Origin of the sequence: Pseudoalteromonas sp. SG44-5 (assembly GCF_014164175.1) — a bacterium.
GTDB classification, from domain to species: domain Bacteria; phylum Pseudomonadota; class Gammaproteobacteria; order Enterobacterales; family Alteromonadaceae; genus Pseudoalteromonas; species Pseudoalteromonas nigrifaciens.
In genome coordinates this window covers 1-14,911 of record NZ_JACJES010000001.1, presented here as the reverse complement: position 1 = coordinate 14,911, position 14,911 = coordinate 1, and the positions used below count along the sequence as shown (strand labels likewise).

The window sequence follows — 14,911 nt, the reverse complement described above, 5'->3', positions numbered from 1 at the left end:
AAGCCGAATAAATTAACTTTATCCGGCTTTATTGTAGTTAAATATATCTAGGGTAGTTACACGCTAAATGCATTTATAAATAATATTAATCTTCAATATTATCAAGCCCTTTGGTGCCATCTTTTGGTTTGAGCTTATGATGAATGGCTGCTTTAATTAACATATACCCACTAATCGGTGCGGTAATTAATAAAAATATAGTAATAAGTACTTCTTTAACACTCACGCCATGTTCGGTATTTGCAAAGTACACCATAGCGGCAGTTAAAATGTTCGCCATACCTAGGGTAGTTGCTTTAGTTGGGCCATGTAAGCGCATAAAAAAATCAGGCAGTTTAACTAAGCCTATTGAGCCAATTAAAATAAACACGCCACCTAGTAATAATAATATTGATACTATCCATTCACTGATCATTGCTATACCTTATTCGATTATATCGCCGCGAAGTAAATACTTACATAATGCTACTGTGCTTATAAAGCCAAGCATTGCAATTAATAAAGCCGCTTCAAAGTACAACCCCGTGCTCATACTTATACTGTATAAAATAATCAGCGCAATCACGTTTATATACATAGTATCGAGCGCTAAAATACGATCGGGAACCGATGGACCAATTACCAAACGCCATAAATTTAATAGTAGCGCTAATCCAATCATGCTAAATACAATTAATAATACGGTTTCTAACATTGAAATATCTCCTTTAAGGGAGCCTCATAACGCTCTTTTATTTGTTTAATAAGTGCTTGCTCGTCTTTAAGATCAAGTACATGAATAAGCAAATAACGCTGTTTTGGTTGCTCACCTTTATTAAGTGATTCTAAAATAGGATATACCTCAGCGCTCACAGTGCCAGGTGTGAGTGACACGCAGCTTGCCAAAATAGTAATCGGCATTTCATGGGTTAAATCTACGGGTACTTTAACAAATGCTGGGCGCATGTTTTTACTTGGCCCAAGTATTAATACAGCCACTTGTAAGTTAGCCACTATTATATCGTACAGTACAATAAAAACCTGTTTAAAGGCTAATCCGGGCCTTAAAATTAATGGCTGAGGATCGCGAAACGATATAGTAAATAACGGAATAACAATCGCAAATATAGCCGCTAATACCAAGTGCCCTGCAGACACACTATTATTTAATAACAGCCATACTATAAATAAAAATACACTACGAAATGGCGTAGGTAACAATCTAAAACGTGCTTTTAGTCGCATTAAACACCTCCTTTAAGCACGGCATTAATACCACCACTTATGTCGTGTAATTGGGTTGCGGCCTTTATGGTGTACTCACTAATAGCACCACCAAAAACAACTAGCATTACTGAGCAAATAAGTAACCCCACAATAGCAATTACTTGCAATGGATGCGCGTTTGGTGCGTCATTTGGCTCACTACCTGTGTACTTACCTTCCCAAAACAAACTAGTTCCGGCGCGTGCTAGTGCAATAATTAACACTAAACTAGTAATTAAGTAAGCAGGCCAAAATACAAGTGCATTTTCACTATTGAGTGTTGTTTTTAAAATCCAAATTTTGCCTACAAAGCCTGAAAATGGCGGCATGCCTATTACAGTTAATGCTGCAATAATAAATAACGTACCTAATAAAAACGGCTGTTTTACCACTCTACCTGCTACCAATCTGTCGCCAACTTTACCGCGTTGAATAGAAATTATATCGGCGAGTAAAAATAAAGCAGCACATACCAAAGTTGAGTGTACTAAATAATATAGCAAGGCCGCCGTAGCGTTTATGTTTTGTAACGACACTAAAGCCACCAAAGTACCCACCGACACCAGTACTAAATTGGCAGTGATCTTACGTAAATCCTGAGCGGCTAATACCCCTATGGCCCCTACAACTATCGTTGCAATTGCTAAGCCCCATAACCAAGTTTGCGCCATATGTTCAAGTTCGCCAGCTTGCTCACCAAACATAACGGTATAAACGCGTAGCATGGCGTACACACCAACTTTGGTCATAATCGCAAATAGCGCAGCAACAACTGGGGCGGCACTTGAATAGGTATTTGGTAACCATAAATGCAGTGGCAATAATGCACTTTTTAAAGCAAATACTACTAATAACAATAGTCCACCGGCTTTAGCTAAATAAACATCGTCGCCAGTAAGTAAAGATATTTTTTGCGCCATATCGGCAATATTTAGCGTGCCTAGTACACCGTATAAAATACCTAAACCAATTAAAAACGCACTCGAACCTACTAAGTTTAAAATAACATAGTGCAATGCAGCTTTAGTTTTTTGCTTGCCACCACCGTGCATAAGCAAGGCATAAGAGGCAATAAGCAGCACTTCAAAAAATACAAATACGTTAAATAAATCGCCAGTTAAAAATGCACCATTAACACCTAAAATTAAAAAGTGAATTAGTGGATGAAAAAAACTGCCGTGTTCATCATCGCCTGCACATCCGTACAGCACAACCATTACGCCTAAAAATGAAGTAAGTGTTACCAACAAGCTAGAGAGCATATCTGCAACAAGTACAATACCAAATGGTGCTGACCAGTTACCTATTGCGTATACGTTAATACCTTCGTTGTGTACGGTTATCAGTAATAAAACACTCACTACAAATGTAATAATGGCCATTACGCCTGAAGCCAAACGACGGGCAAATAAGTTTTTACCACACGGTGGTAATAGTAAAATAATAGCTGCTAGCATAGGCAGCAATACAGGAAGCGATGTTAAATGCTGAATCATTTTTTCACCTTGTACTTACTTTTAACAAGGTGACCATCAACATGGTCATTACCTAAATCTGCACGGCCACGTATTGCTAATATAACCACAAAGGCGGTCATTGCAAAACCAATTACAATGGCTGTTAACACTAAAGCTTGCGGCAGTGGATCGGCGTAATCTGCACCTGTACCTAATACGACAGCTTTATTTGTGGTTAGTCGACCCGATGAAAATAAAAACAAGTTAACTGCGTAAGAAATCATAGTTAGACCAAGCACAACCGGAAAAGTACGTGCTCTTAGCAGTAAAAACACACCGCAACTAATTAATACACCCACGCACGACGCGTATAATAACTCCATTAAACATCACCTTCTTTTTGCTCTGCACTTGTGGTCATATCACCTAAGCTTGCTAATATCATCAATGTGGCACCCACTACGGTTAAGTACACACCAAGGTCAAATACAATGGCACTTGCTAACTCTGTTTTACCAATAAATGGAATGTCAAAATAGTCAAACCACGTGGTTAAAAATGGCTTATCAAAAAACCAGCTACCCACACCCGTGAACATAGCAATAGCGATACCCGAGGCAATAATTTTTCGGTAATTAACATCAAAGCGCTCACTGATCCAAGTAGAGCCATGTGCCATATACTGCAAAATAAAGGCAATAGAAGTAACAAGCCCGGCAATGAAGCCGCCGCCCGGTAAATTATGACCACGTAAGAAAATATAAGCCGACACTAACAGTGCAAGCGGGAGTAAGCTTTGCGAAATACTGGCTAATAAAATAGGGTGGCGCTCGCGTGCCCATGAACGGCCATCACTGTCGGTTGCAGGCATAAACAATGGAATTCGCGATAAAAGCTTAAAAATCCCTAGTGCTGCAATACCTAATACGGTAATTTCGCCAAGCGTATCAAAGCCCCTAAAATCAACTAAAATAACGTTAACTACATTGGTACCGCCACCACCGGTTTTGGCATTGGCAATAAAAAAGTCAGAAATAGAATCAAGCGGACGAGTAAGCAAAGCGTAACAAATACTGGCTATAACCACGCCCACCGTCGAAGCAATACTTAAATCACGTAATATACGCAATGAGCTTGATTCTCTTGGGGTGCTTTGCGGTAAGAAAAACAATGCCAACATAAGTAGTATTATTGTTGCCACTTCTACCGTTAATTGCGTTAAGGCTAAGTCTGGTGCCGAAAAGCGGGTAAACACCACAGCTACCATTAATCCCACAATAGATACCATTAACAAAGCGACCATACGCGATCTATGGCTTATCACTGTGGCAATGGCACCTACAATTAACAAGCTAGCACCTATGCCGTTGTGTAAATCAACCGGTGTATTTGGCACACTTCCCGCTAATTTTTGCATTTCGAATAACGGCCAACCAGCAGCTAATAAAATAACGCCCAGCATAATAAATACATAGCGTTGCAGTGAGCCATTTTCTGTTTTGTTTATTTTATCTTGGCTCCAATCAATAACGCATTGTACTAAATGATCAAACATTTTTTTAGCGTTTAGCGGCGGTAAAGACGCTTGAAATTGAAACAGGTGTTTACGGTTAACATAAATAAATAAGCCGCCAGCAACTGCCATGGCACTCATTAATAACGGTAAATTAAAGCCATGCCAAATGCTCAGCTGATACTCTGGCATTGCTTTGCCCAGTACTGCTAATGAAGCTGCCGATAAAATACCATCAACTACAAAGTGCGGAAACATGCCAACAAGTAAACACAATACCACTAATATTTCGATGGGTACGCGCATATAACGAGGCGGCTCGTGTGGCGTACGCGGTAAATCTATTGGGTCGCCATTAAAAAACACATCGTGGATAAAGCGCGCCGAATAAGCCACGGCAAATGCCCCCGCAATGGTTGCTAAAACCGGGATTAACCACGACATAGAGCCAAGTACTTGCTGATGCAGTGTTTCGGCAAAAAACATTTCTTTTGAAATAAAGCCATTAAGCAAAGGGACACCCGCCATTGCTGCAGCGGCAACCATAGCAAGCGTTGCTGTGTAGGGCATAAAGCGCCACATACCATTGAGTTTACGCATATCGCGCGTACCTGTTTCATGGTCAATAATACCAGTGGCCATAAACAGTGACGCTTTAAAGGTGGCGTGATTAATAATATGAAAAATAGCGGCAACAGTCGCAAGTTCGGTATCTAGGCCTAGCAATAGCGTAATTAAACCTAAATGACTTATCGTTGAATACGCTAATAAACCTTTTAAATCATGCTTAAATAAAGCCACGTATGCGCCAAATAACAAAGTAATTAAACCTGTTAAGGCAACTAATATAAACCACATTTCGGTGCCCGCTAAGGCCGGATAAAAACGCGCTAACAAAAAGATACCCGCTTTAACCATGGTCGCCGAATGTAAATAGGCGCTCACGGGTGTTGGCGCTGCCATGGCATGAGGTAGCCAAAAATGAAACGGAAATTGTGCCGATTTAGTAAATGCACCTAATAACACTAAAACCAGTGCAAGCTCATATAGATCGTGCGATTGAATAATTGCTCTGCTGGCTAAAATTATGTCTAGGTTATAACTGCCAACAATGTCGCCAATTATCAGTAACCCACCAAGCAGCGCTAAACCACCGGCTCCGGTAACTGTAAGCGCCATACGTGCGCCCTTGCGCGCCTCTGACTTATGCCACCAATAACTAATTAATAAAAACGAACTTATACTGGTTAATTCCCAAAACACCCATAGCTGAATAACATTATTAGACATAACAATGCCAAGCATTGCGGTCATAAATAACATTAAGTAGCTATATAGCTTTGCCATTGAGTCGTTATTACTTAAATAATAACGAGAATATAAAATAACCAATAAGCCTATGCCCAAAATCATAAATATAAACAGTAAACTTAGACCGTCTAAGCGCAGGGAGAAATCGAGCCCTAAACTTGGGATCCAAGCAGCACTAAAGCGAATAGTTTCACCGGCAAGTACCGCAGGCGCATGATATAGAGTTATGCAAAGTGCGATTAATGGTGCAAGCATAGTTAAGCTTGTCGCTTGGTTTCGCGTTAGTTTGCCTGTAAATGCAGAAATAACACTGCCAATTAAGGATAGCAGGGGTATCCAGAGCAAAGTCATAGTAAAGGACCTTTTAAAATCATAAATTTATCAATACGCTATTCGTTATAGTTAATTACCAAAGTGACTTGGGCATTAGCTTTTGTGGTCTGCTTTTTTAACAGCATTAATACGTATAGTTATACTGATAAACGCCGTTTTTGTCTATAGAAAGCGCCTCTAGCTGCATAATTATCAAGCAAATTTATATATAAATTAATGCAACAATATCAACTATGTTCGCTTTTCATACGCCTTAGAGTAAAGACTTTAAAATTTAGCGTGGCGTTATTGAGCGTTCCATGAAGGAGTTAAAACGAGGAAACACTGTAAAATGGGTATTTATGTGTGCTTGCCACAACGCTCTGTATTGCGCTGAGAGAGCTAACTGCTGATATTGCATAATAGACCAAGCTTCACTGGGCTTATAAGCCACGGCCCCTTGCTGGCAGCTCTGGCTTTTATACCAACCTACTGGTGGGGTAGCTTCGCTATTTGCTAAAAACAAATTAGGTGCCACAAAACCACTTTGTGCGCACAGCCAAACTTGCTTCGTTTTTGGTAGCGCGTATTCATCCTCAAAACCATTAAAGTGCATTAATTCATGTAAAAACACTTGGTAACCTGCTTTTGAATTTAATTGCATAATGCCACTGCGCACATTTGCACTTCCCTGCTTGGGCATCATTACTATAAAGTCAAAATCAGTAGGAAGCTGTTTTTTTAGCCTAGCGGTTTGCCAATCGCACTGCGCCATTTTATTTGCTGCACTACTACAATTAATAGCACCGCCAACATAAATCGGTTGTGATAAACAAAAAACCCCAGCACTGGGCTCAGGGCGCTTATTGTATTGCTTTATAAGTTTAGCGAGCTTATATAACCCGCTACGGTGATCGCTCATCATTAACACGTTAAACAAACATTGTTCATCCGCTTTAACCTCTGAACTCAATGATAAAAAACCAAGGCGCTGCATAAACGCTGTGGGCAGGCTGCTATAAGGCTGAGTTGTTTGCAGTTTAAGATGATTTAATGCATCTCCCTCAGGCAATAACCCCTGCTTTGCCAATAATTTAAGATCGCCCCATTGAGATTGAGCTAATAACTCCATCGCTAATGCTTGGCGTTTTGACTCACTCATAGTATGGGTGTTTTTTTGCCAAAATAACTTTGCAGTATCGGTATGGTTATTTTTTAATAATTTAAGTGAATATCTATATTGCGCGGCAGGTATTTTATTTCGCGCTAATGAAGCGAGCGCAATATCAGGGAGTTGCTGTAAATGCAGAGAAAAATAATCAGGAAATAGCCAATAACTTTGTATTATATTGGCCTTGGCATTTAAAACCTGCCAAAAGCCAATACTGTTAGCATGATTACTCGAGCCACTAATTAATAGGCTACACAGTAATACTACCGCTAGTTTATAACGCTTAGCTTTCGTCAACACCTGTCATCAGCTCAAGTTCTAATCGCGCATATTTATATTCAATAAACTCATGCACGTTGGTAGCCAGTGCCAGCTTAAAATAATCAGCGGCTAAATTAATATTACCTGCTGCTTGATGCGATTTTGCCAAATAAAAGTAAGCCTCGCATAATCGCTGTGCGTATTCTTGCTCTGATTTAACCCCATCACTAATAACAGATAAAAAATCATGTTCGCTAATATCGCCCAGGTAAAGCGCAATTAACTGATACGCCCATTGCGATTCATCAAGTGCTTTAGCATTGGTTTTAAGCACACTAAGTGCTTTAACTTTATCATCCTGTGCTTGCGCTAAAAAAAGCCATAACACACGGTAAGGATCGTTTGGAGAGCGCGCTAAAAACTCATTAAAATCGTTTTGTGCAAGCTCTGCTCTGTCGCCATAGTACAGTGCAATACCACGATTTAAATACGCATATTCATGTTCTTCGTTAAGCTCAAGGGCTGAATCAAAAAGCTCATAGGCTTTTTCATACTGCTGCATTAAGGTATGTTGAATACCTAAAAAATTATACACCTCGGCTAAATCTGGTTTTAATTTAACAGCACGATTAAAGTCAATTCGCGACAACGTGGTCATGCCTAAACTGTCAAATAATACACCCCGATCATAATAAAGTTTTGCTTGTTGCTCAGGGCTTAGATCTACTCTATTTAGTAGCTCTGAATAACGTGCAATTGCAATTTCACTTCTAAAATCAGAGGCGAGAGGCGCAGTAAAAGGCACATTAACAATCGGCATTGACTCAGCTTTTGAAGTGCTTTGGCACGCGCTTAAAGACAAAATAGTAAAAGATGCCAAGGCTAAATGTTTGAGTGTCATTAAAATCCTTAATACCAAGGTAAGTAGCAAATAAATAAGACATGCGATGTCTAGTAAGGTTCATATTAACTGCGTTTAGCTAATAAATTATTTAACGCTTTAAAATAATGATATCCGTTCAACTTAAGCGCTTAAAATAATTAACTTTAAATTCAATTGCTATAAGCAGTTAGTTTCATTAAAGCATAAAAAAAGGGGCTAAACAGCCCCTTTTTATGTTATCCAGTAAATATAACCGGATTAAATATTAGCAATTATGCGTCAGTTGGCGCATCAGCTGCAGGTGCTGCAGATTCCATTGCTTCTTTAATACTTAGACGTACACGGCCTTGGCGGTCTACTTCTAGTACTTTAACTTTAACTTCTTGACCTTCAGAAAGGTGATCAGTCACGTTATTAACACGCTCAGTACTAATTTGCGAAATATGTACTAGACCATCTTTACCAGGAAGAATATTTACAAACGCACCAAAATCAACAATACGTACAACTTTACCTTCGTAGATAGTACCTACTTCAAGCTCAGCAGTTAATTGCTCAATGCGGCTAATTGCATTTGCTGCGCTTTCGCCGTCAGTTGCTGCAATTTTGATTGTGCCATCATCACCAATTTCAATCGTTGTGCCAGTTTCTTCAGTAAGTTGACGAATTGTTGCGCCACCTTTACCAATAACTTCAGCGATTTTCTTCTGTGGGATCTTCATAGTATAAATACGTGGAGCAAACTGAGAAAGCTCTTCAGACGGTGCAGAAATTGCTTTGTCCATCACTTCTAAGATATGTAAACGTGCAGCTTTTGCTTGTTTAAGCGCAATTTGCATGATTTCTTGAGTGATACCTTCAATCTTAATGTCCATTTGTAGTGCTGTAATACCGCCAGCAGTACCCGCAACTTTAAAGTCCATGTCGCCTAAGTGATCTTCATCACCTAAGATGTCAGAAAGAACAACAAACTTATCGTCTTCTTTAACTAGACCCATTGCGATACCCGCAACAGACGCTTTAATTGGTACACCAGCATTCATAAGTGCAAGTGAAGTACCACACACAGAAGCCATTGAAGATGAACCGTTTGATTCAGTGATTTCAGATACTACACGGATTGAATATGGGAATTCAGTCAATGTTGGCATTACTGCTGCAATACCACGCTTAGCAAGGTTACCATGGCCGATTTCACGACGCTTAGGAGAACCAACAAAACCAGTTTCGCCTACACAAAATGGAGGGAAGTTGTAGTTAAGCATAAAGTGGTTTTTGTGCGTGCCAGTTAAATCGTCGATTAACTGTGAATCACGCTCTGTACCAAGTGTAGCTGTTACAAGTGCTTGAGTTTCGCCACGAGTAAAGATAGCAGAACCGTGAGTACGCGGTAATACGCCAGTCATTACGTCAAGTGCACGAATCATATCTGGTTCACGACCATCGATACGCTTTTCGCCAGCAGCGATACGGCCACGAACGATTTTCTTCTCAAGTGAACCGAAGATTTTACCAATTTCTTGCTTATCTAAAGACTCGCCTTCAACAAGTTCGCTTGTTAATACAGCAACAACTTCATCTTTAGCTACGCCAAGTGCTTCTTTACGCGCTACTTTATCTGTAATGCGGTAAGCTTCGCCCACTTTATCAGCAGCAATAGACGCTACTTTTTCTTCAAGTGATACGTTTTTAGCTGGTGCAGTCCAATCCCAAGTAGGCTTGCCTGCTTCTGCTTTAAATTCTTTAATTGCTGTAATGATCGCTTGAGCTTGCTCATGGCCATAAACAACCGCACCTAGCATAATGTCTTCTGCAAGTACGTCTGCTTCTGACTCAACCATTAATACTGCGTTATCAGTACCAGCAACAACTAAGTCTAGCTTGCTTTCTTCTAGCTCTTTTAGTGTTGGGTTAAGTACGTATTCGCCGTCGATGTAACCAACGCGAGTAGCACCAATTGGACCACTGAACGGAATACCAGAGATAGCAAGTGCAGCTGAAGTACCAATTAACGCAACCATATCAGGTTGAATTTCAGGGTTAACAGAAACAACAGTAGCAATAACTTGTACTTCGTTTACAAAACCACTTGGGAAAAGTGGACGAATTGGACGGTCAATAAGACGTGCAATAAGTGTTTCGCCATCGTTAGGACGACCTTCGCGCTTTAAGAAACCACCAGGGATACGACCAGCAGCGTACATACGCTCTTGGTAGTTAACTGTTAGTGGGAAAAAGTCTTGGCCAGGTTGCGCTTCACGTTTACCAACAACAGTAACAAGTACTGAAGTGTCGCCAATGCTTGCAAGTACAGCGCCGTCTGCTTGACGAGCGATTGCACCAGTTTCTAGTGTCACTGTGTGTTGACCTAGTTGAAATTCTTTAATAATTGCTTGCACTTAAAATATTCCTTAAATGTTTTAAAATGTTTTTAAGTTGTCATCTAAGTACCAATTACAGTACATAATTGTATTTATTTTAAAATCAATTAAGTACTACAATTGGCGATGACGTAAATAAACGTAACTAAACCTTTTTAGCTACGCGCATAGTATATACCAAAGCGCCGTTAGAATGCGAGTCTAGCTATTAGATAAAAGCTAAGCCTTATGAAGGCTAAAAATGACGACCTTTGCTTACCTATTAAATAGAGGTTTTATTTTATAATTCAAGGTATTTATAAAACGTCGTGCTGAATTTTAGGCACAAAAAAAGGAGCTAAAAAGCTCCTTTTTTGATAATCAAGTGCTTAGCGACGTAGGCCAAGTTCTTTGATTAACGCAGTATAACGCGTGATGTCTTTACCTTTAAGGTAATCAAGCAATTTACGACGTTGGCTAACTTTGCGAAGCAGACCACGACGAGAATGGAAGTCATGCTTGTGATCAGCAAAGTGACCTTGAAGCTTGTTGATATCAAAAGTAAGTAATGCTACTTGTACTTCAGGTGAACCAGTGTCGCCTTCAGCACGTGCGAATTTAGCAATGATATCGATTTTTTCTTGATTGCTTAGTGACATAATAACTCCAAAAATTAAATTTAAAAGGTGCTTTAGCCGATCACTAATTCAGCCAAAACGATTAAGCGGGCGTATTCTACCAATTGTACAAATAACTACAAGTTAATTATCCCATCAATATAAATAAGCTGCTGAAAATATTTAAAGCAACTATTTATTCGGGTTTTACATAATCATCTTGTTGGCTGGCCAAGCCACGTTTAACTTTTAAATGGCCGCTGGCATTACGCTCGCCTGTACCAATAAAAATACCGTCAGCTACAACCTTAATTGCGCCTTCAGGCAAATCTATATCAAGGTCTATTGCTTGGCCGTGACTAAAAATACTGCCCTGCTCTTTACTTATCTCAACAACCGGTAAATCAACTAAAGCTGTATCGAGTGGCAATAACAACGCGTCTAAATAAGTAGAAGGTGCAACTTCTTCGTCTTTAGCTTTTGCTAATAACGCTTCAATTTCATCTAGCGACACCATTTTTTCTGCAGGATATTGACCAACCGCAGTGCGGTGCAGCATAACAACGTGTGCGCCACAACCTAGCTTTTCACCTAAGTCGTCAACAATAGTACGAATGTAGGTGCCTTTAGATACATGCGCCGTCATTTGTATTACGTTATTCACTTCATCAAATTCGTCAAACGTTAAGCTAAACACGTTTATTTTTCTGCATTTACGTGGTACTTCAATACCCTCGCGTGCATACTTATATAAAGGCCTACCTTGATACTTAAGCGCCGAGTACATTGACGGGTACTGATCTGACTCACCAACAAAAGCGGCAATTTCTTTAATCAGTTGTTCACGCGTTACATTTACATCTTTAGTGCTAACAATTTCACCATCAGAATCTGATGTCGTTGTTCTCTCGCCTAATTTAGCGCGTACCACATAGGTTTTGTCTGTATCGAGTAAAAACTGTGTAAACTTGGTTGCCTCACCAAAGCAAATAGGCAGCATACCGGTTGCCAATGGATCTAGCGCACCTGTGTGCCCCGCCTTTTGTGCAAAGTACACACCTTTTGTTTGCTGTAGTGCTTTATTTGATGAAATGCCAATTGGTTTGTTTAACAACAAAATACCGTCAACTGGACGGCCTTTACTGCGCTTTGCCATCTGTATTAGTGCCTTCTTCGCTATCTGTATCAATATCTACGTGCTTAGTCTCATCTTCGCTGTTAGTTACGTCATCTTCATGATCAGTGCTGTCTTCAACATCTGTTTCATCTGCAACATGTTTAGCGTTGTCTTCGCGAATAATGGAATCAACTAAGTTAGATATACGCATACCTTCCATTAGTGAGTTATCAACTAAAAACTTTAACTCAGGCATAATACGTGCACGAATACGCTTACCTAGTAACGAGCGGATATAACCGGTCGCTTCGTTAAGTACGTTTGCACTTTGCTTCGCTGCATTATCATCTTGCGTATTAAATACCGTAATGAATATTTTCGCATAAGATAAATCGCGCGATACTTCTACCGCTGACACTGTCACCATACCTAAGCGTGGATCTTTTATTTCGCGTTGTAAAATTACCGCAATTTCTTTTTGAATTTGCTGAGCAACACGATCTGTACGAGAAAATTCTCTCATTGCATTTGTCCTAAAATCATAACCTATTGGAATATAATAATAAGTTAATTAAATAATGGATACACAAATGGGGGCTAAGCCCCCATTTATTAGTCTAGCTAGCTAACAATTAAAGAGTACGTTGTATTTCAACTGTTTCAAATACTTCAATTTGGTCGCCAACACGAACGTCATTGTAGTTCTTAACGCCGATACCACATTCCATGCCGTTACGAACATCAGCAACATCGTCTTTAAAGCGACGAAGTGACTCAAGTTCACCTTCGTAGATAACCACGTTATCACGAAGTACACGAATTGGAGCGCTACGTTTAATAACACCTTCAGTAACCATACAACCAGCAATTGCGCCAATTTTTGGAGACTTAAACACGTCACGAACCTGAGCAAGACCAATAATCTCTTGCTTAAATTCTGGTGCCAACATACCCGACATTGCTTGTTTAACTTCGTCAATCAAGCTGTAGATTACGCTGTAGTAACGCAAGTCTAAGTTTTCAGACTCAATTACTTTACGAGCAGAAGCATCAGCACGAACGTTAAAGCCAACCACAATTGCGTTAGACGCTGCTGCAAGTGTTGCATCAGTTTCGGTAATACCACCAACACCTGAACCTACTATCTTCACTTTCACTTCATCAGTAGAGAGTTTAGTTAGTGAATCAGAGATTGCTTCGATTGAACCTTGAACGTCAGCTTTAAGTACCACGTTAACTTCAGACACATCGCCTTCAGTCATATGACTAAACATGTTTTCAAGCTTAGCTTTTTGTTGACGCGCTAGTTTAACATCACGGAATTTACCTTGACGATATAAAGCAACTTCACGCGCTTTACGCTCATCTTTAACTACAGTTGCTTCGTCGCCTGCAGCCGGAATACCAGAAAGACCTAAAATTTCTACAGGAATAGAAGGACCCGCAGACTTAATGTCTTTACCGTTTTCATCGCGCATTGCACGAATACGACCATACTCAAGACCACATAATACAATGTCACCTTGGTTAAGCGTACCCGATTGAACAAGTATCGATGCAACTGGACCACGGCCTTTATCTAAGCGTGATTCAATAACAACACCTGCAGCCATACCAACAGTTGGAGCCGTAAGTTCTAGTAGCTCAGATTGGTTTAATACCGCTTCTAAAAGCTCATCAATACCTAAACCTGTTTTTGCAGAGATATGAACGTACTGCGTATCGCCGCCCCATTCTTCAGGAATAACGTCAAGCTGAGCTAGCTCGTTCTTAACGCGATCTGGGTCTACGCCTTCTTTATCCATTTTGTTTACAGCAATGATTAAAGGAACGCCAGCAGCACGTGCATGCTGTACCGCTTCTTTAGTTTGTGGCATAACACCATCATCAGCTGCAACCACTAAGATTACGATATCAGTCGCTTGAGCACCACGAGCACGCATTGAAGTAAATGCGGCGTGACCCGGAGTATCTAAGAAAGTGATCATGTTGCCATTAACATCAACATGGTATGCACCAATGTGCTGTGTAATACCACCGGCTTCGCCTGAGGCTACTTTAGCTGAACGAATGTAATCAAGTGTAGATGTTTTACCATGGTCAACGTGACCCATAACAGTTACAACTGGTGCACGTGGCTCAGACTTACCATCTTCATGGCGATCGTTTAGTACTTTTTGCTCTAATTCGTTTTCTTTAACAATGATAACTTTGTGGCCCATTTCTTCTGCAACAAGTTGTGCAGCTTCTTGGTCAATCACTTGGTTAATAGTAACCATGTCGCCCATTTTCATCATTGTTTTTACAACTTCAGCGCCTTTAACAGCCATGCGTGACGCAAGCTCTGCAACTGTAATTGTTTCGCTAATACGCACTTCATTTTTAACATCAGCAGTTGGTTTTGTAAAACCATGCTGTAGCGATGTAGGTGCTTTTAACTTGCCTTTATTACGGCCTTTAGACGCTGCAAATTTATCTTTTGCTGGCGCTTTTTTCTTTTTCTTCGCACGGCGTGTGCCTTGCTCATCACGAGCATCAGCAACATCTTCTGCTTCACGTGCGTAAGTAGAAGTTGTAAGGTGGTGATCAGATGTTTCTTCACGCTTCTTACGCTCTTCTTCTTCTTTCTTCCAGCGTGCTGAGTTCTCTTCAGCTAGCTTTCTT

13 protein-coding genes are annotated in these 14,911 nt (G+C 40.2%); all 13 read right to left on the bottom strand.

Annotated elements, in window-relative coordinates:
• Nucleotides 1-85: 85 nt before the first annotated feature.
• Entirely contained in the window at nucleotides 86-415 is a 330-nt protein-coding gene (locus H5079_RS00065) for a Na+/H+ antiporter subunit G (protein ID WP_011327698.1), read from the bottom strand.
• Nucleotides 416-424: 9 nt separating this feature from the next.
• On the bottom strand, nucleotides 425-694 hold the full coding sequence (locus H5079_RS00060; RefSeq protein WP_011327697.1) for a K+/H+ antiporter subunit F: 270 nt from the start codon (nucleotides 692-694) through the stop codon (nucleotides 425-427).
• A complete protein-coding gene (locus H5079_RS00055; RefSeq protein ID WP_011327696.1) occupies nucleotides 688-1,224 on the bottom strand; it encodes a Na+/H+ antiporter subunit E in 537 nt (178 codons plus the stop codon). The genes H5079_RS00060 and H5079_RS00055 overlap by 7 nt, the downstream gene beginning before the upstream one ends.
• A complete protein-coding gene (locus tag H5079_RS00050; protein WP_011327695.1) occupies nucleotides 1,224-2,741 on the bottom strand; it encodes a monovalent cation/H+ antiporter subunit D in 1,518 nt (505 codons plus the stop codon). The genes H5079_RS00055 and H5079_RS00050 overlap by 1 nt, the downstream gene beginning before the upstream one ends.
• Nucleotides 2,738-3,085 (bottom strand): Na+/H+ antiporter subunit C, encoded by a 348-nt coding sequence (locus H5079_RS00045; protein ID WP_011327694.1) that lies wholly within the window; start codon nucleotides 3,083-3,085, stop codon nucleotides 2,738-2,740. The genes H5079_RS00050 and H5079_RS00045 overlap by 4 nt, the downstream gene beginning before the upstream one ends.
• Nucleotides 3,085-5,877, bottom strand: a complete 2,793-nt coding sequence (locus H5079_RS00040; RefSeq protein WP_011327693.1) for a monovalent cation/H+ antiporter subunit A — start codon at nucleotides 5,875-5,877, stop codon at nucleotides 3,085-3,087. The genes H5079_RS00045 and H5079_RS00040 overlap by 1 nt, the downstream gene beginning before the upstream one ends.
• 256 nt (nucleotides 5,878-6,133) lie before the next feature.
• Entirely contained in the window at nucleotides 6,134-7,309 is a 1,176-nt protein-coding gene (locus tag H5079_RS00035) for a hypothetical protein (protein ID WP_182683207.1), read from the bottom strand.
• Nucleotides 7,293-8,171, bottom strand: a complete 879-nt coding sequence (gene nlpI / locus H5079_RS00030) for a lipoprotein NlpI (protein WP_011327691.1) — start codon at nucleotides 8,169-8,171, stop codon at nucleotides 7,293-7,295. Before nlpI ends, H5079_RS00035 begins: the two co-directional genes overlap by 17 nt.
• A 254-nt stretch (nucleotides 8,172-8,425) precedes the next feature.
• Entirely contained in the window at nucleotides 8,426-10,552 is a 2,127-nt protein-coding gene (gene pnp / locus H5079_RS00025) for a polyribonucleotide nucleotidyltransferase (protein ID WP_182683206.1), read from the bottom strand.
• A gap of 350 nt (nucleotides 10,553-10,902) precedes the next feature.
• On the bottom strand, nucleotides 10,903-11,172 hold the full coding sequence (gene rpsO / locus H5079_RS00020) for a 30S ribosomal protein S15 (protein WP_011327689.1): 270 nt from the start codon (nucleotides 11,170-11,172) through the stop codon (nucleotides 10,903-10,905).
• A 154-nt stretch (nucleotides 11,173-11,326) separates the two neighbouring features.
• A complete protein-coding gene (truB, locus tag H5079_RS00015; RefSeq protein ID WP_011327688.1) occupies nucleotides 11,327-12,286 on the bottom strand; it encodes a tRNA pseudouridine(55) synthase TruB in 960 nt (319 codons plus the stop codon).
• Nucleotides 12,270-12,770 (bottom strand): 30S ribosome-binding factor RbfA, encoded by a 501-nt coding sequence (gene rbfA / locus H5079_RS00010; protein WP_011327687.1) that lies wholly within the window; start codon nucleotides 12,768-12,770, stop codon nucleotides 12,270-12,272. Before rbfA ends, truB begins: the two co-directional genes overlap by 17 nt.
• Before the next feature lie 109 nt (nucleotides 12,771-12,879).
• On the bottom strand, nucleotides 12,880-14,911 hold a 2,032-nt coding region (infB, locus tag H5079_RS00005), incomplete at its 5' end, for a translation initiation factor IF-2 (protein WP_182683205.1).

What these genes read in the sequence shown, in the direction of transcription:
- nlpI (WP_011327691.1), bottom strand. Translation starts at nt 8,171, where the DNA reads ATGACACTCAAACATTTAGCCTTGGCATCTTTTACTATTTTGTCTTTA.
- H5079_RS00040 (WP_011327693.1), bottom strand. Translation starts at nt 5,877, where the DNA reads ATGACTTTGCTCTGGATACCCCTGCTATCCTTAATTGGCAGTGTTATT.
- H5079_RS00050 (WP_011327695.1), bottom strand. Translation starts at nt 2,741, where the DNA reads ATGATTCAGCATTTAACATCGCTTCCTGTATTGCTGCCTATGCTAGCA.
- rpsO (WP_011327689.1), bottom strand. Translation starts at nt 11,172, where the DNA reads ATGTCACTAAGCAATCAAGAAAAAATCGATATCATTGCTAAATTCGCA.
- H5079_RS00065 (WP_011327698.1), bottom strand. Translation starts at nt 415, where the DNA reads ATGATCAGTGAATGGATAGTATCAATATTATTATTACTAGGTGGCGTG.
- truB (WP_011327688.1), bottom strand. Translation starts at nt 12,286, where the DNA reads ATGGCAAAGCGCAGTAAAGGCCGTCCAGTTGACGGTATTTTGTTGTTA.
- H5079_RS00045 (WP_011327694.1), bottom strand. Translation starts at nt 3,085, where the DNA reads ATGGAGTTATTATACGCGTCGTGCGTGGGTGTATTAATTAGTTGCGGT.
- H5079_RS00055 (WP_011327696.1), bottom strand. Translation starts at nt 1,224, where the DNA reads ATGCGACTAAAAGCACGTTTTAGATTGTTACCTACGCCATTTCGTAGT.
- rbfA (WP_011327687.1), bottom strand. Translation starts at nt 12,770, where the DNA reads ATGAGAGAATTTTCTCGTACAGATCGTGTTGCTCAGCAAATTCAAAAA.
- H5079_RS00060 (WP_011327697.1), bottom strand. Translation starts at nt 694, where the DNA reads ATGTTAGAAACCGTATTATTAATTGTATTTAGCATGATTGGATTAGCG.